We start from the raw sequence: 20097 nt of genomic DNA, 5'->3' as shown, positions 1-20097 counted from the left end.
TAGGATAAGTTATAAATTAAAAATTAATCAACAACTAAAGCTTATGCTTGTAGCTAAGTGAAATCATTGATTAAGAGACCTGTACTTTTCAATGACTTTTTCAGCAAACCCTAATTATATTTACTTGAGCTATAAGAAAGAAGAATCACCTTCAAAAACATTCCATTTGCTTAAGTTACCCTAAAAAGGAGGAACAAGGTGAGTGACCTACTCAAATCTGGACAGACAGTCCATACAGAATCTTCTAAAACCCCTTGCACGGTAGAGCAATTACTTGGCGGTGGCGGTCAAGGAGAAGTCTATCGAGCTAATTTAGCCGGTCAGCCTGTAGCGCTGAAATGGTATTACTCCCACTCCATTCAGGCAGATCCTCGCCAGTACGAACGGCTTGAGGCGGCGATCCATTCTGGCGCACCGAGTGATCGCTTTCTGTGGCCTATAGATATTGTATCAGAGCCTGGCATAGAAGGGTTTGGCTATGTCATGCCATTGCGAGAACTTCAATATAAAGGCTTTGTCGATCTAATGAAACGGCGCATTAAACCAGAACCCACCTTCAGAGCTTTAACAACCGCAGGATTTGAACTGGCCGATGGCTTTTTTCAACTTCATACCAAAGGGTTATGTTACCGCGATATCTCTTTCGGTAATGTTTTCTTTAATCCCAACACTGGGGATGTTTTAATCTGTGATAACGATAACGTCACCATCAATGGGGATCAAGAAGGTGGTGTTATGGGAACACCACGCTTTATAGCACCAGAAATCATTACTGAACAAGCGAGACCGAGTACGCAAACGGATTTGTACTCTTTGGCAGTTTTACTGTTCTATATGTTAATGATCCATCACCCCTTGGAAGGAAAGAAAGAAACCGAAATTAAATGTCTGGACGCTCCAGCGATGAATAAGCTTTATGGTACTGAGGCGGTGTTCATTTTTGACCCCAAAGACAATTCCAATGTACCAGTACGTGGCTACCATGATAATGCCCTTGCCTTCTGGCCTATTTATCCACAATTTCTCCGCGAACTGTTTACCAAGGCATTTACTAAAGGTATTCAAGACCCAGAAAATGGCCGCGTCAGGGAGTCAGAGTGGCGGGGAGCAATGGTAAACTTGCGCGATTCTATCATCTACTGTCCTCACTGTGGCGCTGAGAACTTCTACGATCCTGATGTAATAAAAGCATCAGGCGGTAAACCTAACCCTTGTTGGTCATGTCAGAAAGAAATTCGCTTGCCCCCTCGAATTCGCATTGACAAAAATATCATTATGTTGAATCATGATACCAAGCTATTTCCCCATCATATTAATGTAAAATTGTTTGACTTTTCTCAACCAGTCGCTGAAGTCACTCGACATCCCAATGATCCTAATATTTGGGGAATTAAAAATCTTATGCAAGAAAAATGGCTCTGTACTACGGCTGATAATCAAGTTAAGGATGTCGAACCAGGACGCAGTGCAACTATGGCTGTAGGAACAAAGATCAACTTCGGCAAAGCAGAAGGTGAGATTCGTCTTTGAAATGTTATTCCCTGTTTAGAAATCCACTTTTTTTACTGAATCAAGGAGATATTGAATATGCCACTACCAGGTGAAGGGTTGTCAAGCCGCCCCTTACATTTTATCTGGATTTGTGATTGTTCTGGTTCTATGTCTGTAAACGGCAAAATCCAGGTTCTCAATACAGCCATTCGTGAAGCAATTCCCTTAATGCAAAAAGAAGCAAATGAGAATCCCAATGCACAAGTATTAGTTCGCGCCCTTAAATTTTCTAGTGGAGCGCAGTGGCACATAGCTCAACCTACACCAGTTGAAAATTTTAAGTGGACAGATTTGACCGCTGATGGTGTCACAGATATGGGTAAAGCCCTCTCTATGGTTGCAGACCAACTTAAAATACCGCCCATGACTGACCGGGCGCTTCCCCCTGTTTTAGTGCTGATTTCTGACGGTCAGCCGACTGACGACTTTAGCAGTGGACTGAGACACTTGATGGAACAGCCTTGGGGCAAGAAGGCTGTACGAATTGCAATCGCAGTTGGTGGAGATGCAGATCATGAACCATTGCAGAAGTTTATTGGACACTCAGAACTAAGGCCTCTTCAATCTAATAGTCCCGAAAATCTAGTCAAACAGATTAAATGGGTTTCTACTGTTGTTTTAAAAGCTGCCTCTTCTCCTAGCAGTCAAACCAAAAACTCTAATTTTGGAGGCGGAAATGTCCCAATTCCAGTGCCTCAAAATGTTATCGATAGTGCATCTGATGTCTGGTGAAATGGAGGACTCATGAAAGAAAATATACCCCAACTAAAATGGCGGTGCATTGGTGAATCTGTCAAAGGAGCCTCTCATGTGCGTTCTGGATTGCCCAATCAGGATGCCATTCGCTGGTTTCCAGAATCAGGCATCGGTTTGCCATTGATTTTGGCTGTATCAGATGGCCATGGCAGTGCCAAAAGTTTTCGCAGCGATAGAGGCTCTCGTTTTGCTGTTGAAACGGCAATTAAAGTAATTCAAGAATTTTTCTTGAGCAGTCAATCGAGTGATATTAATTTCTCAGCACTGAAAGATGCAGCCCAAAGACTTCTACCACCGCGACTTGTCAATGAGTGGAGAAAAGCTGTCAACAAAGATTTGGGTTTGTCAGAAAATGATGAAGAAAAATTAACTAATAAACCCAACTTTACTGATGAAGAGAAACAGATTCTTGTTGATAAAGATGGAGAAGCTGCTTGGCAAGCCGTTGAAAATAACTATTTTCTCGCTTATGGGGCCACCGTCTTGGCAGTTTTAGTGACCGAGTTTTTCATTGTCTATATTCAGTTAGGTGATGGGGACATTCTTGAGGTGGATTCTAAGGGAAATACGACTCGACCTTTGGAGCGGGATCCCAACCTAATTGCCAATGAGACAACTTCACTCTGTATGAATAAGGCATGGAATGAATTTCAGGTTCATATAAAACTGTATCCACAAGGTACGCCCAAAGAAATACCTGCTTTAATTCTGGTTTCTACTGATGGCTATTCTAATTCTTTTTCTACTGATGAAGGATTTTTTAAAATTGGTCAAGATTATCGACAGATGTTCAAGTCAAATCTGACTGAAGAAGTCCGACAAAAATTAGAAGGATTTCTTCAAGAGACTTCAGAAAAAGGCAGCGGAGATGACATCACTCTAGGCATGATTAAAAGACTTGAAACCGATGATCGGGATTATCTAACAGACCGTGTAGAAGATTTAGATAGGAAAGTTATATTAGTTGAGGAGTCCAACATGAGACAACAAGAGAATATCTCGGTATTTGAGAGTAAGGTAAAACGCTTAGATAACCATCAAAAAAAAATTGATAACAAGGTTGTTTTGGTAATACTAGGTTTAATTGTGACGCTTCCTTTATCTGTTATTAGCACTGCCCTCAGTGTTTCTCTTTTTTTTCGTCTGGACGGGATTAACGCAGAGTTAAAACGCCAACAACAGACAGAAAATGAGATGAAGTTAGAAATCAATCGGATCAAAATTAAACAACAACCCGCTAAAAATACTTCTGAACAATCATCTTTCAACAGGATCTCAACCCGATGACTACTCTTAAAGTCGTTATCATCATGGCTCGATGTAGCCACTCCAAGCAAAGCTTTGGCATTCGCATGGAGGAAAAATTACCAAATCAGTGGATAGCTGATTGGGCTTTTCCCATTAAGGAAGCAGCCGCAAAACGGGAATGCTACGACAAAAGCCAAATTGCTGGCAGTTTTTCGGTAGATGATACTTATCCGGGTTGTTCTTACTGCGAACAAAAGAGCTTTGTTAAATGCGGGGGTTCTTTATTCTCTCGCTGTAATAAAGTATCTTGCGGAGGTGAGCAGGGTAGCTTTCATACCTGTCCTTGGTGTGGAACTAAAGCTCAAATTAGTGGTTACATCGAAAACCTGAGCGCAGGAAAAGACCTATGAACGACTTCCCTCGACAAAAGCTTTGTGAAATTATTACCCAGTACGGACAGGATGTTTCTGACAACCCTCAACGCTGTGAAGGATTACTAAAGGACTTTTGTGGGCAATATAGCAAGGAAGTCTTTCTTTTAGTGAATGCTCTTAAAAAAGGCGTGGCTACCGAGTTACTAAAATCCCAGAATCAGATTCCTCAAGCAGTTATTTTATCCAAGCTTACAAAGCGATTACAAGATGAGCTAGGAATAGCTGAGGAATCTGCTTACTGGGCTGTAGATTCTTGGGGATTAGCATTAGGGGTGATTTCCCAACCACGAACTAAAAATGACTTTCAGAGTCAACAACAATTAATTTTAGAACGACAACAACAAGCAGAAAAAGAGCAAAAACAAAGAGAAGAATATGAAAAAAAATTAGATCAATCCGAGCAAGAAATACAGCAATGGAAACAAGAAGTAGGCAAGCTAAATGAAGCAATAACAACAGCCAGACAACAGCAAAATATTAATCAGAAATCAGCCCATAAGTTTGCTGCCAATTTTGTTTCTATATTGGCTGGCATCTCAGCATTAGCAGCTTTTGTGCTTGGAATTTATGCTTATCAAAAAAATCAACAAATGGGCAATCTTACTGAAAATTTGAACAATCTTACAATTGAGTATAATCAAAAAAATGAAAATTTGATCACTGAACATAATCAAAAAATCAAGAGCCTGACAACTGAACATGATCAAGAAGTTGAGAATCTTATAACTGAACATAATCAAAAAGTTGAGAATATTACAAATAAGAGAAATTTGCTTTATAATCAAGTACAAAATTTTCAAAATACTCTAGAAAATGTTGAGAATAATCTGGAGAATAATCTTAATATATCTGGAGATACTTATTTAAACCTTTGCAATCAAACTTCTAATGACATAATTGATGCTGCAATTATGTATTGGGACGGAGACGGATGGAAATCAAGAGGATGGTGGAATATTAAAAAAGGAGAATGTACAAAAGTTTTCGTAGATTTTAACAAGCGAGGAGATATCTACATTCATGGACAAATAAACAATATTAAGTGGGGAGCTGATGATTTTTCATTTTGTGTAACAAGAACAGCATTTGAATTTGAAAAGTCTGATGAAATGGAATGCTCTGGTGATAATTATAAGGTTAATGCCATTAAGTTTTTGGTTTTCCCAGGAGTCAATGACTATAAGTTTAAAGATTATAAAAATTATACAGAATAATTTTATATTTCACTGATATTCAATTGAGTGTTAAAAAATATGAACAACTTACCAGGACAAAAAATCAAAGAAATTTTTACCCAGTACAGTCATTCAGTTTACTACGATCCTAAACTTTGTCAAGCTCTACTCAGGGTTTTTTGTGGGCAGTACCGGAAAGAAATTTCTGTCCTTAAATTAAATTGTCCTTTGCAGCCATTACCAATTTTTTATTTATAAAGAAATACCTCACTTACCTCAATGAAAATAGGCAAATCCAATGACACAACAACCTCAGTACAACGCTTATTTAAGACAAATTTACCCTAAAGCAGCCGCCCACACTACACCTACTCATCATCCCTTATCAACCCATCAATCTCTTGTCATTGGACGAGAGCCAAACTGTCAAATTGTTCTCAACTCCACCAACTATCCAGGAGTCTCTAGTCGCCATCTAGAAATTCGTCCCGTCATGCCTTCAGGAAGTCCTCCTTCTTGGCAAATCTGTGATTTAGGGAGTTCCAATGGCACTTATATTAATAACCAGCGATTGCAAGGTTGTCGGACATTACAATTAGGCGATCGCATTTCTCTCGGTCAGCAGGGTGTAGAATTCGTCTTTGAATGTCAAGTTAGCAATCCAGGACTTCCTGGTCGTCCTTTAAATATCCAACCTGGCGACTCCCTTCATTTAAGTCAAATGCTGCCCATCATCGCGACAAGGCAGGATTTATTTAAAAAAGCTTACCTGATACCAGGTGTCCTTACCGTCTTATTAGTCGTCGGACTATTTGCTGCGATCGGTAATCCTGACCTATTCAATGCCCTATTAGCAGTCTATCTGATTGGGGCAGGCTACTACTTCGTCTATCAATTGGGCGGCAAACAAAAACCCTGGTGGTTGCTGATAGGATCGGCAATAACTACCGTTTTACTCTTGCTCAGTCCTATTTGGTCGCTATTTATCTTGGTTTTCCGTCAAATCCTGCCAGGAGAAATACCGACAGAAGGAACAGAAATAGGATTTCTTTCTTCGTTTATCCACTATTTTTTTGGTGCAGGCATGGCAGAAGAACTCCTCAAAGCCATACCTGTCTTCCTTGCGCTGGGGATAGGACGAATGCTCAGAACCCCTTGGCGAGAGCGAGTGGGTGTCTGGGAACCCCTTGATGGCATTCTCTTAGCAACTGCCTCTGCTGCTGGCTTTACCCTCCTAGAAACCCTGGGACAGTATGTGCCTGGAGCGATTCAGCAGGTAGCAACTCAGGCAGGGGAAGGCGCAGGAGAATTAATCGGGATACAATTACTCATTCCTCGAATTATTGGTTCTGTAGCCGGACACATGGCTTATAGCGGCTATTTTGGTTATTTCATTGGCTTAAGCGTCCTGAAACCGTCTAGACGTTGGTCAATCTTGGCTATAGGCTACTTGACAGCATCAGCACTGCACGCCCTTTGGAACGCTTCTGGTGCTATCAGCAATCTCGTCACTGCCTTTGCCGGAATTTTAGCTTATGCCTTCTTAATGGCAGCCATTCTGAAAGCTCGGCAACTTTCACCAATTCGTTCTCAGAATTGGGCGACTCAGTATTACAGTCCACCGATCCTACCTCAAGCTCCCTTTTCGCTGCGGATTCAGCAGAAGACGATTCCTTTAACTGTCGGGACTCGGTTGCAGGCAGGGGAGATTCCTGGGTTGGGAGCGCAAAGTGCTAATGGAATAGTCGCTGAAGTAAATGCTAATCCCAAAGATCCCAGCATTTTAGGGTTGCAAAACTGTTCCAATCAATTTTGGATAGCTACTTTACCTATCGGGCAGCAAAAGCAAATCGATCCTGGGCGCAGCATCAAGCTTGCGGTTGGCACGAAAATTAACTTTGGTTCAGTTCAAGGAGAGGTGCGATCATGAGACAATCATCAAGTTGGAAAAAGGTTCTCTTATTCGGCTTATTAGGGGCTTTTGGTTGCCTAATCGGATGGTTATTGGGTGAATGGTTCTTATCTTGGACAATGCTGCCACAAACACAACAAGAAGCCTCGACACCTGCACTTGTGTTTAATCCAGAACTGACTAAACGACTGCAAAGAGAGGGAGCTAAAACAGGGGATGTTCAGCTTTCTCTGTTATGGAATAACTACAACGATTTAGATATACATTGTATCGATCCATCAGGAGAGGAGATTTATTACTCGCACAAGCGATCGCAATCAGGAGGCGAACTTGACGTTGATATGAACGCAAGTGGACGGCAATCAAAAGAGCCAGTAGAAAACATTTACTGGCCTGCTGGAGGCGCACCAAAAGGAAAATATCAGGTGTTTGTCAATCATTATGCCAATCATGGCGAGGCTGACCCAACTGCCTTTACGGTCGGTGTATTAGTAGAGGGGAATAGTCAAGAATTTTCTGGTTCTATTTCTCATGGTCAACCAAAGCGACCCATTTATGAATTCACCATTGAAGCAAAACCAGCACAACAGCAGCCTAACGCCCAGCAGTTTTGGTATATGGTGTTTATTGTCGGTCTATGGACAGCCTTGCTTGCCATTGGCTTATCTCTTGCCCTAGCAATCGGGCAAAACTTCTATCTTCATCGTCCGTTTTTATCCACTCGTCAAGGCACTATCTTACTTGCAGGAGGGCTATTAGCAGGCCTCGTTTCTGGTGGTTCTGCTCAAGCACTGTTGAGTTTAGTTGCCCAGTCAGAAATCCTCGCTAAAGCTGGCTGGATCGCTGGCTGGACGCTTTTGGGAGGGCTTTTGGGAAGGGGGATGGGCTTTTTCATCTCTAACCTACAAGCAAAACGAGCGACTATTGCTGGTGCGATCGGCGGTTTCTTTGGTGCTTTAGCCTTTTTGTTGGTTTCCCAGAGTGCCGGTGATGCCTCTGGTCGTTTGGTTGGAGCGGTTATTTTAGGCTTTTTTATCGGCTTAATGGTCGTTTTCGTTGAAGTCGCTTTTCGTACAGCTTGGCTGGAGATTCAATACAATCCCAAAGAGAGCCGCACAGTCAATCTGGGAGCCGAACCCGTCAGTATTGGTGGCGATGCCAAAGCTTGTACTATTTACGCCCCGAATGCGCCACCTGTTGCCCTGCGTTACCGACTCAGCCAAGGTCAAATCCTCTGCGAAGATATCGCCACTGGGGTAACTCAGCCACTCCAACCAGGGGATAATCAGCGAGTGGGCAATCTTACCGTCTTTGTTCACAGTGCCGATGCACCAGATCAATTAGCCTACCGCGATCTTAATCGTGCTTCTCCAGAAGCTTATCAGGATAGGTCTTCCCCTTCCTATTCTCAACCTCAGACTCAATTTTCCTTGCACATTAAAAGACAAGTCATTTCTCTAACGAATGGAACTCGCTTAACTGCAAGAGAGATTCCGGGGTTAGAATCTCAAGGTGCTGATGGTGTGGTAGCACAGGTGAATCCTAATCCTAAAGATCCTAGTGTATTGGGGCTACAGAACTGTTCCCATCGAGCTTGGACTGTAACTTTAGCTAACGGTGAGCAAAAGCAAATCGATCCTGGGCGCAGTATCAAGCTTACGGTTGGCACTAAAATTAACTTTGGTTCAGTAGCAGGAGAAATTTGCTGATGAATGATTTACCCCGTCAAAAACTCAAGGAAATTATTATTCAATATGGTCGTTCTCTATGTGATGAACCACAACGCTGTGAGGGACTGCTACGAGACTTATGTGGACAGTATCAGAAGGAAATTGCGGTTCTCGTAGGCGCACTGAAAGAACGAGTCCCCGCCGATTTACTGGCCTCGCAAAATAGTACGCCACCAGTGGTATTTTTAGCACGACTAACCAAAAAACTGCAAGATAATCTGGGGTTAGCTGAAGAGGCCGCTAGATGGGCAGTGGAATCCTGGGCTTTAGCTTTGGGGGTGATTTCAAGCAATGACCTTAAAACCAACCCTTCATCGGATCCACCAATTCCTACGCCAATCCCGACTCCTGTACCAGATTCTGCTGGGCAACCAACTTCCTCTTTCTCGGTTTCTTCAACTATCCCCGTGCAACTGCCTGTCAATCCCGTCACCATTCCTTCTCAGCCAGTACCCCCGCCAACGCCTCCTTCACCTTCAAACAATTGGACAAAGATTGCGATCGCTCTTGGCTCAGTGGGAGTTTTGGCATTAGCGGGCAGTGTAGTGCATTTTCAAGAACAGCAAAAACAGGCGAGCGATCGAGAAATAGCCGAATTGAAAGCCAGAGAAGAACAACGTCTAGAAGCGGAACAGCGCCAACGAGAAGAGGCCGAACGTCGAAGAAAAGAGGCAGAACAACAACTTGCAGAAGAACAAAGAAGGAGACAAGAAGCAGAAGCCCGACTGGAAGCAGAGCGTCAGAAATCAGAAACTTTTGTTCCTAGTGAAAGTGTCAATCAAGATATCAACGAAGGCGAAGCGATATCCCTGATTGAAAATCTGTACTATGCGCTTTCAGAAAAAAACTTCGATCAGGCAAGGTCTTTATATAGCCCACAATTGGCAGAGTCATTTTCTTCTCCTAGCTTCTTCAGTCAATTTAAAAGAGTAACTGTCGAAGATTTACAAGTTACTTCGAGAACAGATACTTCGATAAACTTTATAGGACAAAATACTTATGTTTATCCCGATGGTTCAACCCAAAGAGAACTCAGATCGTACACCGTGAGAAACTTGGATGGAGAGTTAAAAATTACAGCATCTGAATTCATTAAAGTGACAAAGTTTAGATAAAATTCTAGCGTTAAAACCCAAAATGTTGGGTTCTTCGTTACTTGGTATGATTCTATATGGAGACATAAATCGACTAAATCCTGATCTGGCAAGAGATTTAATTGATTAGTTCGCTCCAGATTGCAAACAATTGACAAAAATTGCAGTAATGTCTGTTTCTATAAGGGTTTCATCCCTTATAACCCTGTCCGTTGCATAAGACAAACCGAAGAGATCAAGAAATTAACTAATTAATTTAACCTTCACCCCCCACCCAGTCAAACCAAGTTTAAAAGGTGAATGGTTTTATTTTCCCAGTACAGGGGGATAGAGCTTCTCGTTTTTCGGGACGAGTCCTGAGATAATCTTCTAACCAAAGACAACCTCGATCGAGCAATTTTTGTAAATAATCATATTCCGTTTCTAAGGGCCATCGATGCTTTTGACCATCCCTAGCAATAATCACAATCTCTTGACTATCAGGACTAAAAGCGATCCCATAGACGATATCTTCTTCTATTTTAAACTCGGAGCGCAAATTTCCGTCCATGTCCCAGCGTCTAGCTGTACCATCCCTTGAAATAGCGGCGATTTTCTCACCATCGGGACTAAAACTAACTCCATAAACGGGAAAAGAATCGGTTTTAATCTCCTTTAAAAGATTGCCCTGTAAATCCCAAATTTTAATCTTTCCCCGAGTAGCGGTAGCAATTTTTTGATGATCAGGAGAAAACACCAAATCATAGATAATACTATCATCAACTGTCCAAGAATTAATCAATTGAGGCCGATGATTGCTTAAATGCCAGTATTGAATTTTTCCCTCGCTTGTTCCCGTGATTATTGCTGTTCCCTCTCCATTAAAAGCAAGACTATAAATCGGTACTTGACTAGCAGTAAATTCTTGAAGCATTGTTCCTTTTTCACTCCAGATTTGGACTTTTCCGTTTCTTCCTGTAATCGCTATCTGATTATCATCATGATGAAAAGCTATACTATAGATTGAGCGCATTTTTGTGGCAAATTCTCTAATGTTTTTTCCCTGGGAATCGAGTAAAGTAATCTGACCATCTTTATTAGCAATAGCGATAATATTCCCCCGGGAATTAATGGTAACACTGGTATTATCGGCCTTAGCTTGATTTAAATTGTTCAGCTGCCAAATTTTAGCCGTTTCATCACTCGATCCAGTTACCACCTCTTTTCCATCTTGACTAAATACAGCAGTAAAAACTGATTCTTGATGTCCTCTCAGAGTGGTTATTTCTTCCCCTTGCAGTCCCCAAATTTTAGCACTACCGTCACTAGATGCGGTAATTATAAACTGGCCATCAGGACTAAAATTCACACTGTTGACAAAATCTTGATGTCCCCGGAAAGTAGCTATTAAATTTCCCTGTAAATCCCAGATTTTAGCAGTTTTATCGGCCGCTGCTCCGGCAATTTTTTGACCGTCGGGACTAAAATTAACACTATAAAAAGCCTCAATATTTTCTTGACCTAAACTCAAGATAATTTTACCTGATAAATCCCAGATTTTAATCGTACCATCCCGGGAAGCGGTGGCAATTTTTTGACCATCGGGACTAAAACTAGCTGCATCTATCGATCTTTTATGTCCCTTAAATACCTGTAAAGTTTGACCTGATAAATTCCATAATCTAGCGGTTTTATCCCTGGAAGTAGTCACAATTTTTTGACCATCGGGACTAAAACTAACACTATAAACTGATTCTTGATGGTCAGGATAGGTGACTAAATTTTGTCCTTGCAAGTTCCAAATTTTGGCGGTTTTATCTTCGGAAGCAGTGGCGATTTTTTGACCATCGGGACTAAAACTAACACTATAAACTGCTCCTTGATGACCTGTCAAAGTTTGAATATTATCACCTTTTTGATTCCAAATTTTTACCGTCCCATCTTGGGAAGCAGTGGCGATTTTTTGACCATCGGGACTAATACTAACACTATAAATAGTTCCCCAGTGTCCTTGCAGTTGGTTTTTTTCTTGAATGCGATCTAAAATTTGTTGTAGGGTAATAATTGGACTGGTAGCAGGATATTTACCCAGGGTTTGGTCATCAGTAACGATGTTTTTTAAACTATTTACTGCTTGCATAGCCGCAATTAAAGATTCTAGTTCTTCAAATTGAAATTGTTGCCAATAACTGTCACCATTGCGCTGTAGTTGAATACCTAATTTAGCGCTTTCTACTTGCTGCCACGCTTGTTTTACCTGAATAAAAGCGAAGAAAGAACCCAGGAGAGAAGCAATTAAAATTACCGAGCCAATTTGAATTCTTTTCGTAGCTTTTTTGTGAGCGATTGCTAAAATTTTATTAGCTTGCTTCTGAGTTTCTAGGCTAATTTCTGCCTCTCTTTTGTCGAGATTTTGACTAGCAGTTAAAAACTGATAATCAAGATTACTTAAGCTTTTACCCTGAGACCAATCGAGGGCATTATTTAAAGCTTTTCCGCGTAAAAGCCGCGATTCATCGGTATAATTAGACTGTTGCCAGGCGGCAAGTGCTTCTGAGTAGGGACGCAATTGCTCTAATTGTTTTTCCACCCAATTAAGATTAAATATTTCTCGATAAATAGGATTATAAACTACTAACTTATTATCCTTTTTTACTACTAACCCCGATAACCTTAATTCCCCTTGTTCTGGACTATCATCATACGCGATTGCACCCTTTTCTAAAATTTGTTGATAGATGCTTAACAAACGACCCGCTTTGTCTTGATTTCTTAACAAGCGATCAGCAATAGTTCGCAGATGAACTGGTTCATCATGAGATTCCCAATTATTAATAACTCTCTCTTTGATCAGCGTCTCAATATCTAAATTAGTTTCCCGCAATAGCTGACAGATTTTCTGGGTTAAAAATGGCTGTCCTCCCGTCCAAAAAATAACTTTTTCTAACCAGTCGGGTTGATAATTACTTTGACTGGATAATCCCGCGGCTAAAGGAGCAATTTCTGCCAGATTAAATCCCGTTAATTCGATCGCCTGGCCGATATTAAAAGATGTTTGGGTCTTTTCGCGAATTAAATCTGCTGGGGTAGCAACACCGAATAAAGCAAAAGTAATTCTTTCATACTGGGAATTTTCCGCTCTTTGGTTATAACAATAACGAATCAGGGAAAAAAAGTCATCTAGAGAAAACTGTAAACTGAGAATTTTATCAATCTCGTCAATAAAAATATATATTTTTTCTCCCCGACAATAAACTAATAAAACTTCCTCAATAAATTGTCCCAAACGCTGCACGGGAGGTAAATCCTCTCGCTCGCGCAACCAGGATTTAAGATTAATTTTTCCCGTCAGATTAAATCCTAAAAACAAACGGGTAATCACCCCGTTATACCATTGGGATAAATTATCATTGCTACCAATACTGGTTATATCTACGGACGCGCAATCCATGCCCAATTGCTGTAAAATATGGGTCACTCGTACCCTTAAACTGGATTTGCCCATCTGACGACAGTTAAAAATGTAGCAAAATTGACCATTTTTTAACGCCGTTAACAGTTCTTGATCGGCATTTCTCTCGATATAGGTAGGATGGTTATAGGCAAGACTACCCCCGACACGATATTGATAATTCATTATTCTTAAACAAAATTATTTCAATGTCACCAACAGAAATAAAATAGACAATTGTGATTTAGATATCTATAATGCAAGGATAATCGCTATTGACAACCTATCCCCAAGGCAATTATGAAGAAAACTTTTTTCACCTCCATCGCCGTTAGTGCTACCCTCGTCAGTGGCATTGTTTTAGGTACTCTTGATGCTGGCAGCGCCTCCGCTTGTCCTTTCGCTAAAGGTAAAAGCATTTTTGGCAGCAATCACACCCTCCCTGTGGATGCTAACAAACTTATTTTAGGGGTTGCCGGTGCTACGGGAGCAATCACCGTAGCTGGTGTTTTAACCTACCGTCGTTTTCACTCCGGGCAGCCTCCCGAAGATGCCACCGCTAACCTGCCGGCGGTATTTTCTATCCCCATTCCCCCCGTCGCTTTAAATGCGGCAGTGGAGGCAGAAGAAGCGGCAGAAACCAGCAAAATCTCCTAAAAATCCGCTAGATTCCCTCAAAAAAGGTGTTGGCATCCCCGAAGCTTTCCCCCTAGGCAACACCTTTTTCTGGCTAATTGTGTCCCAGTTATCAGAATTTTCAGCGATTTTTAAGTTATGTTAAAAGGTGCAACCCTACCACCAGAGGTAAAGATGGGCAACTCCACCACATTTTCTGACACCCCATTTCACAAAGAGCATCACACTTGGGAGCATTTAAAACAAGCCATCGCCGCTAGTTCGGGTTTTCGGCGTTGGCAGCAAGAACAACTAGAATCAGGTAAAAATAGAGACGATGCTGATGCTCGCATTTGTTCCTATCTACGCGAAACTTTAGAAACTTTAGCCTACTAGATTGATGCTCCCCAGCTATGACGGTATGGGGACTTTTTTTGTCCGTTTAAGCTAATTGGCGGGCTTTATTTTCTGCGAGCTTCGTAACCCAACAACCAGACAAAAGCGACAATTAAAGGCAGCAAATAATAAATAGCTCGATAGGCGATTAAAGAACCTAAAAGCTCGGCATTAGATACATATTCGGGACGTAATCTCAGCATGATAAACTCAAAAACACCTACTCCCCCCGGCACATTGCTTAATACCCCTGCCGTCATGGCAAATACGTAGAGACCGAAAAATCCTAAAAACGAAGTATTATAGTTGTCTGGGAGTAGAAGATATAGAACTCTAGCGGCTAATATCCAATCAATAAAAGTCAACAAAATCAAAGCCAGGGAAAGAGTCCAAGAGGGTAAATAGATATTTTCTTTGCCGATTTTTATCGGTTTTTTATAGGTGAGAGTCAAGAAAAAATATCCCGTAACCAGCAATAAAAAAATTACTCCTAAAGGTTTGGTAGTTAAAAAAGGTAATTTTAAAAGTTGAGGAATCCGTTGGGGATCGAGGAGGAAACTTACACCACCAATCCCTAACATTCCTAACCAAAAGCTTAAATGGGTAAAAGTGATGACTTTGGCAATATCCACCACCCCCACCCCCGCAGGAGTATAGAAACGATAACGGATCGCAGTTCCAGAAAATAAGGTTAAACCAATGGTATTACCAAGAGCATAACTGATAAAAGCAGTACGGATAATAGTGCCTAAAGCTAAGGGATGATTAATATAATAAAAACCTAGGCGATCATAACCCGTCATCGACAAATAACCCAAGGCCATCCAAAAAATAGCTTCTAGTTTATGACTTGTGGTAATATGATCCAAACTAGCCAACAGTTGGGCAAAAGTGTAGTGTTTAAATTCTTGACTAATTGCCCAGACCGCTAGAATAAATAAACTCAAGGACAGGATAATCGGAGCAAAACGCAGAATTTTTTTATACATCTTACTTTTTACGAATTACTTTTGTCCCATTAAAATTTATGAAAAAATCAAAGGTAGATCTAGCCAAACGTCTAAATCGATCCCGAAAAAGGAAATATGATAAATTCCTGACTTCCTCCTTATATTTAACAATCATTCTGGTTTTATGTTATCTAGTTTATCTCAATCTTCCTTGGTCTTTTCATCTTTTTGTGCATTGGGTGACTAAAGGGGGTGATTTAGACAAAATTCCTGCCAAATTTCATTCAGAACTTAATCAATTATGTTTGAGGGCAGATAGTGCGGGGGAAGTAAAAACGAGAAACTATACAGAACATACAGAAATCGCCGAAGCTCTTGGTACATTTAGATGTACTCTAGTTAATGGTGGTCAAGAATGGTTAATAGAAGATTATAAATCTTTTAGTTCTGCCGATGAAGCGATTTTAGGCACTCAGTTAGCAGTTTTTATCACCGAGATTTTGGGAACAGGTTATAGTTATAGAATCCGCGCTCGTATTCCCAGATACTAAGGAGCAACTAACTCCTGAAAAAAACCTGTAAACCTAGGGATGGGTTCTGCACCCATCCTAGAAAAAAATTAGTTTTCCGATAGGGGTTTGGGGCGGGAAGGCCGAGGGATAGGGGATTGTCCTGGGGTAAAAGGTCGCTTTTCTCCTTCCCCTTCCGGTCGAGAATATCTATCGGCCGAGGGATGACGATTTTTATCAAAAGGCTTTTTAAAACCACCCTTACCCATGGGTTTTTTCTTGCTGGCAAAACCGAGGTCCAAACCTTCCAAAATAGTTAAGGCATCCCCTTTAAGTTGCACCTGAAAATCCCAAAAACGACTGACCGGTTTACCTGGCAAAGTGCCGCGCAATTTTAGTTTAAAAAACTTGGGTTTGTCCGCTTCGGTTTTGGGCATTTGTCGGATTTTGACCACTACCGCTTGATTTTCCCGTTCAGTAAAGATGACTTCACCTCGAATCGAAAAATAACCCGGGGTAGAAGCGAGGAGTGGCTCTATCTCTTGATCATCCTCTTTTTTCAGGGTTTCTGGTTCCCAAACACCGACAATCTGAACATGAAGGGCATCATTTTCCTGACGGGTACGCGGGTAAACCACCCAAAGATGGGGTTTTTCCAGATCGAGATGATTTTTAACCAAACTGATCACCCGGCCGAGAATCACAGAATCGATCAGAGTACCATCGGCAGTTAAAATATTGCCTTTAGTTAATTGTTCCTCCGATCGCTGATAATGACCATAGACGAGACCGATCGCCCGATACTGCCGCAGATGACTGGGAGGGGGGATCGGTTGTTGACGTTTGACTTCTTCGGGGGTGGCTGACTCTACGGCTAAATCAGCCTCGGTATTGGGGGATTCAACGGAGACTTCCTGAATTTCCACTTCAGGAGTCGGGGGGGTTTTCGGTGATTCGGTAAACCGATTCCCAGGACGATTCATATCACACTCCTAGCGGCGGAGACACACAGTAAATTAGTAATCAAGCAAGTCAAAAGCGCGATATGGGGGGTTACAATAACCCTCTAGGGCGACTCTACTGGCATCTAGTATATTAAGAACCATGATCTTTTGACTGTCAACCTCGTCAAAACCCTTTTGAGTCTTGACCGTTTGCCCATTGTACTCAATAAAGAGCGGAGAATTCGATTGATCCCCTAATCAAATCTCCAGACTTCTATAACATTTTCTTGTCTGTCCCCTCGCACCCCAGTCTATGAAAGCTTCTCTCTCTAACCGTCGTTGGCTGTCCATCGGTCTCGTCCTGATGTTATTTGCTTTGCTGTCTTTCTCGACTATGCCACTATTGACTTCTGTTCTCCAGAGTCGGCACTCCTCGGGACAGAGTCATCTGTCCGCAGTGAAACAAGAGGAATTAGCCAGTCAAGCACTGGGTTATCAGATGGTTTTAGAGCGTGAACCCGATAATCAGACGGCTTTGCGGGGATTATTAGATACTCGCTTACAGCAGGGCGATTTAAAGCAAGCGATCGAACCTTTAGAAAAATTAGCGCAACTTAACCCCCAACAATCCGATTATCTACTACTTTTGGCGGAAGCGAAACAGCAAATAGAGGATTATGCAGGAGCCACAGGCAGTTATCGCGCCCTTTTGGCCTCCCAACCCCAAGATCTGCGGGCCTTAACTGGATTAACTAATTTATTTCTCAGCCAAAACCGCTCTATCGAGGCGATTAGTCTGGTCAAAGACACGATCGATCGCGCTTTAAAAGCTGGTTCCGATCCCAATAATTCGGCTAGTTTAATCGATATCGTTTCCGTTCAGTTACTTTTAGGCAAAATCTATTTCGAGCAGCAAAATTATCCAGAAGCTTTAAACGCCTATAAACAAGCTCAACAGATGGATGTTAACGATTTCCGACCGATTTTAGCGGCTGCGATCGTACTAAAAGAACAGGGCAAAAATCAAGAGGCTCAACCCCTCTTTCAAGAGGCTCTCAGTCGCGCTCCTTTTGCCTACAAAGAGGAGATTCAGTCCCTAATCAGGAGTCAGGAGATAGGAGTCAGGAGATAGGAGTCAGGAGATAGGGTGATGAGACAGCTTCCCCATTTCCCCCACTTCCCCAATTCATAATTCCCCCATTTCCCCCACTTCCCCAATTCATAATTCATAATTCATAATTCATAATTCCCCCACTTCCCAATTCATAATTCATAATTCATAATTCATAATTCCCATAGTTTTGTAACAGCAATTTTTACTAAAAATCAATAAATGTAAACTTTAATTACAAGGTCGATCGAGTCCCGACAACGGTGTTATCTTAAGAACATAAGGCACAAAGGAAGCGACTCAACTTCCTTCCAGGCAAAAAGACCTAGAGCCTGTGCCACCTGCTCTAGCTCAACGCAACAGCTAAATCGGACGCAGATTCTCAAAGTTTGTAAAGTAAAGTATGGTTTCGCCTCTGTTGCTCGATATAGGACAGATGGAGTGAGCCGTAATCATCACCTGAGTCGGTAAACTGAGAAATCTTGATAGTTGACAGATAGACTGTTGTGGGTTCCGTAAACCTTTATTATGTTGAGTCCGTTAATTTTTTAGGAGTCCATATCGTTTGTACAAGATGAAGCCCGCCTCCCTAGGCGGGCCTATTGTGTTTTTAGAAAACCGCCACGAGATATTCCTGTAACTGCAATTGATAACCTGCCTGTAGCTGACAGGGATAATCAAGGGAAAACTCAGGTAAAGCTAATAGAGAACTTTTTTGACAACTAACCAAAGCCACATCGAAGCGACAGGTTAAATCGGACCATTGGGGATAAAAGGAGAGAAATATCTGAGCAGCTTCGTAAATTCTCCCCTGTTTACGGTCATCGATTGCTAATTTGCCCCCTAAATCCCAATTGCCAGCGCTGCGGGTTTTCACCTCGACAAAAGCGAGAATCGCCTGAGATTTAGACAAAACGATTAAATCGATTTCACCGCCGCCACTACGCCAACGACGCTGGAGGATATGCCATTGCTGTAATTGCAACCAATCCGCCACCAAATTTTCGCCCAATTCCCCCACAGTTGTCATATTCAGTTATCAGTTATCAGTTATCAGTTATCAGTTATCAGTTATCAGGGAACAGGGAACAGGGAACAACGTTGATTTATTATCCTGTCTTCTGACTCCGAACTCCTGACTACTGGCTCCTGTCTCCTGTCTCCGAACCAAGCAGGACAATTTTCTTTACCAGAGGTTTATTACAAAAGTCCTTCTAGACGACGACGGATGCTGTCCAACTCCGCATCGGGAATCTCGGAAAACTCTTCTTCGGCGGGGGGGACTTCCTCTTTTCGCCAATCCAACTCGGAGGCATTGCTTTCGGGGGGAATTACCAACATACCCGCTTCAATCATCTCCGCTTGATAGCCAGCATCGCGACAAAATTCTGCCACTTCCTCCGAATCAATTTTCTCTACCGTGGGAGTCGGAAAATCCTGCGCCTCTAACAGCAGCGCATAACGGGTGGCATCATCTTCCGATTCAAACATCAACACCTTATTGATAGCTCCCATTTGAATGGTGTGGATACCTTCGTTTTCTGTGCCTGCGTTAAAAAGTAGTACAAATACACGCATAATTACTATTAGCGATCGATAAGCAGTGGTCATCTATACTCATTTTACCCCCCTTCTCGATCGCTAATCCTCAGTAATTTTAGTTTCTCGTCAACCACTTTTGACCGTTAAGCCGTTGCAGGGTGTAAAACAACAGTAAATCGAGACTAACTTTCCTTTCATCGATCATAAATGATTCAAGTGTACTAGGTTGAGCGCCGCCCTCAGCCTGGGAAAAAGCTTTTTTACCGTTGATGTTTTCTTCCAAAAAATAAATGCTAAATTGACGCATTCCCCCGAGCCAATTGCCGGTTAACTGCCAACAGGGAGAGCTAGAAAAGCCCTGCACGGCAATTTTATCCTGTTTAAAGGACAGTTTTATATCAGTTATACCCAGCTTTTGCAAGGCTGCCGCCAGTGCGGGTTGAAAATGCTGCTCGATAAATTCAGCAAAGGGTTTTTCCTCGACGGTAGGCTCCTTGGGTTTTTTAGCAGCCGCAGGTTGAGCCGGTTTTTCTGCTGCTGCTGCCGGAGTTGCGGGGGTGGTGGTTTCTTCTGCCATAGGAATTAATCTGGAATGGGTAGGTAGCTACAATTATATTTTCTCCCGGGTTATCGGTTATCAGTTTTTTTAGCTATCAGCTTTTATTTACCCCATTGATTAGCCACTTTTCTGGTGAGGGCA

General features: G+C 41.9%; 19 protein-coding genes. 13 read left to right on the top strand and 6 right to left on the bottom strand.

The window, feature by feature from the left end; translation table 11 throughout:
* Positions 1-198 precede the first annotated feature (198 nt).
* The 9 genes from LW728_RS10430 to LW728_RS10390 are packed head-to-tail and all read left to right on the top strand — an operon-like array spanning position 199 to position 9921.
* Complete coding sequence (locus LW728_RS10430) at positions 199-1530, top strand: protein kinase domain-containing protein (RefSeq protein WP_079208033.1); 1332 nt, start codon at positions 199-201, stop codon at positions 1528-1530.
* Positions 1531-1587: 57 nt separating this feature from the next.
* The gene (locus LW728_RS10425) at positions 1588-2283 is read left to right on the top strand and encodes a vWA domain-containing protein (RefSeq protein WP_002738410.1); all 696 of its coding nucleotides are present in this window, start codon (positions 1588-1590) and stop codon (positions 2281-2283) included.
* Between the two features lie 12 nt (positions 2284-2295).
* Complete coding sequence (locus LW728_RS10420; protein WP_287668435.1) at positions 2296-3594, top strand: PP2C family serine/threonine-protein phosphatase; 1299 nt, start codon at positions 2296-2298, stop codon at positions 3592-3594.
* Positions 3591-3965 carry a hypothetical protein gene (locus LW728_RS10415; RefSeq protein ID WP_287766606.1) on the top strand — a complete coding sequence of 125 codons (375 nt, stop codon included), beginning with the start codon at positions 3591-3593 and terminating at the stop codon, positions 3963-3965. The genes LW728_RS10420 and LW728_RS10415 overlap by 4 nt, the downstream gene beginning before the upstream one ends.
* A complete protein-coding gene (locus LW728_RS10410; RefSeq protein WP_287766605.1) occupies positions 3962-5203 on the top strand; it encodes a DUF1036 domain-containing protein in 1242 nt (413 codons plus the stop codon). Before LW728_RS10415 ends, LW728_RS10410 begins: the two co-directional genes overlap by 4 nt.
* 39 nt (positions 5204-5242) lie before the next feature.
* Complete coding sequence (locus tag LW728_RS10405; protein ID WP_287766603.1) at positions 5243-5422, top strand: hypothetical protein; 180 nt, start codon at positions 5243-5245, stop codon at positions 5420-5422.
* A 40-nt stretch (positions 5423-5462) separates the two neighbouring features.
* Complete coding sequence (locus tag LW728_RS10400) at positions 5463-7094, top strand: PrsW family glutamic-type intramembrane protease (protein WP_002799066.1); 1632 nt, start codon at positions 5463-5465, stop codon at positions 7092-7094.
* Positions 7091-8785: a YfaP family protein gene (locus tag LW728_RS10395; protein WP_287766601.1), complete on the top strand. Its 1695-nt coding sequence runs from the start codon at positions 7091-7093 to the stop codon at positions 8783-8785. The genes LW728_RS10400 and LW728_RS10395 overlap by 4 nt, the downstream gene beginning before the upstream one ends.
* Positions 8785-9921, top strand: coding sequence for a hypothetical protein (locus LW728_RS10390; RefSeq protein ID WP_287668424.1), 1137 nt, complete (start codon positions 8785-8787; stop codon positions 9919-9921). The genes LW728_RS10395 and LW728_RS10390 overlap by 1 nt, the downstream gene beginning before the upstream one ends.
* A gap of 268 nt (positions 9922-10189) precedes the next feature.
* Here the strand turns inward: LW728_RS10390 and LW728_RS10385 are convergent, their stop codons facing one another.
* Positions 10190-13516 carry an AAA-like domain-containing protein gene (locus LW728_RS10385; protein ID WP_287766599.1) on the bottom strand — a complete coding sequence of 1109 codons (3327 nt, stop codon included), beginning with the start codon at positions 13514-13516 and terminating at the stop codon, positions 10190-10192.
* 114 nt (positions 13517-13630) lie between these two features.
* Here LW728_RS10385 and LW728_RS10380 point away from each other — a divergent pair, with 114 nt between their 5' ends.
* Together LW728_RS10380 and LW728_RS10375 are read left to right on the top strand one after the other, a co-directional pair.
* Positions 13631-13987, top strand: a complete 357-nt coding sequence (locus LW728_RS10380) for a hypothetical protein (RefSeq protein WP_004268049.1) — start codon at positions 13631-13633, stop codon at positions 13985-13987.
* A 117-nt stretch (positions 13988-14104) separates the two neighbouring features.
* A complete protein-coding gene (locus tag LW728_RS10375) occupies positions 14105-14341 on the top strand; it encodes a hypothetical protein (protein ID WP_004268050.1) in 237 nt (78 codons plus the stop codon).
* A gap of 65 nt (positions 14342-14406) precedes the next feature.
* Here LW728_RS10375 and LW728_RS10370 read toward each other — a convergent pair whose 3' ends face one another.
* Complete coding sequence (locus tag LW728_RS10370; RefSeq protein ID WP_287766597.1) at positions 14407-15330, bottom strand: lysylphosphatidylglycerol synthase domain-containing protein; 924 nt, start codon at positions 15328-15330, stop codon at positions 14407-14409.
* 38 nt (positions 15331-15368) lie between these two features.
* Between LW728_RS10370 and LW728_RS10365 the strand changes: the two genes are divergently transcribed.
* Positions 15369-15842, top strand: a complete 474-nt coding sequence (locus LW728_RS10365; RefSeq protein WP_004268058.1) for a hypothetical protein — start codon at positions 15369-15371, stop codon at positions 15840-15842.
* Positions 15843-15910: 68 nt separating this feature from the next.
* Here LW728_RS10365 and patR read toward each other — a convergent pair whose 3' ends face one another.
* Positions 15911-16783, bottom strand: a complete 873-nt coding sequence (gene patR / locus LW728_RS10360; protein ID WP_004268060.1) for a heterocyst master regulator PatR — start codon at positions 16781-16783, stop codon at positions 15911-15913.
* A 274-nt stretch (positions 16784-17057) separates the two neighbouring features.
* Between patR and LW728_RS10355 the strand changes: the two genes are divergently transcribed.
* On the top strand, positions 17058-17876 hold the full coding sequence (locus LW728_RS10355; RefSeq protein ID WP_287766596.1) for a tetratricopeptide repeat protein: 819 nt from the start codon (positions 17058-17060) through the stop codon (positions 17874-17876).
* A gap of 589 nt (positions 17877-18465) precedes the next feature.
* Here LW728_RS10355 and LW728_RS10350 read toward each other — a convergent pair.
* The 3 genes from LW728_RS10350 to LW728_RS10340 form a co-directional block, all read right to left on the bottom strand.
* Positions 18466-18885, bottom strand: a complete 420-nt coding sequence (locus LW728_RS10350; RefSeq protein WP_287668405.1) for a YraN family protein — start codon at positions 18883-18885, stop codon at positions 18466-18468.
* A 170-nt stretch (positions 18886-19055) separates the two neighbouring features.
* Positions 19056-19433: a DUF3110 domain-containing protein gene (locus LW728_RS10345; RefSeq protein ID WP_004268065.1), complete on the bottom strand. Its 378-nt coding sequence runs from the start codon at positions 19431-19433 to the stop codon at positions 19056-19058.
* Between the two features lie 79 nt (positions 19434-19512).
* Positions 19513-19974, bottom strand: a complete 462-nt coding sequence (locus LW728_RS10340) for a DUF2996 domain-containing protein (RefSeq protein ID WP_287766594.1) — start codon at positions 19972-19974, stop codon at positions 19513-19515.
* Positions 19975-20097: the final 123 nt, after the last annotated feature.

The organism is Microcystis sp. 49638_E5 (genome assembly GCF_021300285.1).
GTDB classification, from domain to species: domain Bacteria; phylum Cyanobacteriota; class Cyanobacteriia; order Cyanobacteriales; family Microcystaceae; genus Microcystis; species Microcystis aeruginosa_C.
The sequence above is the reverse complement of the archived record's forward strand: the minus strand, read 5'-3'. Positions and strand labels throughout refer to the sequence as shown.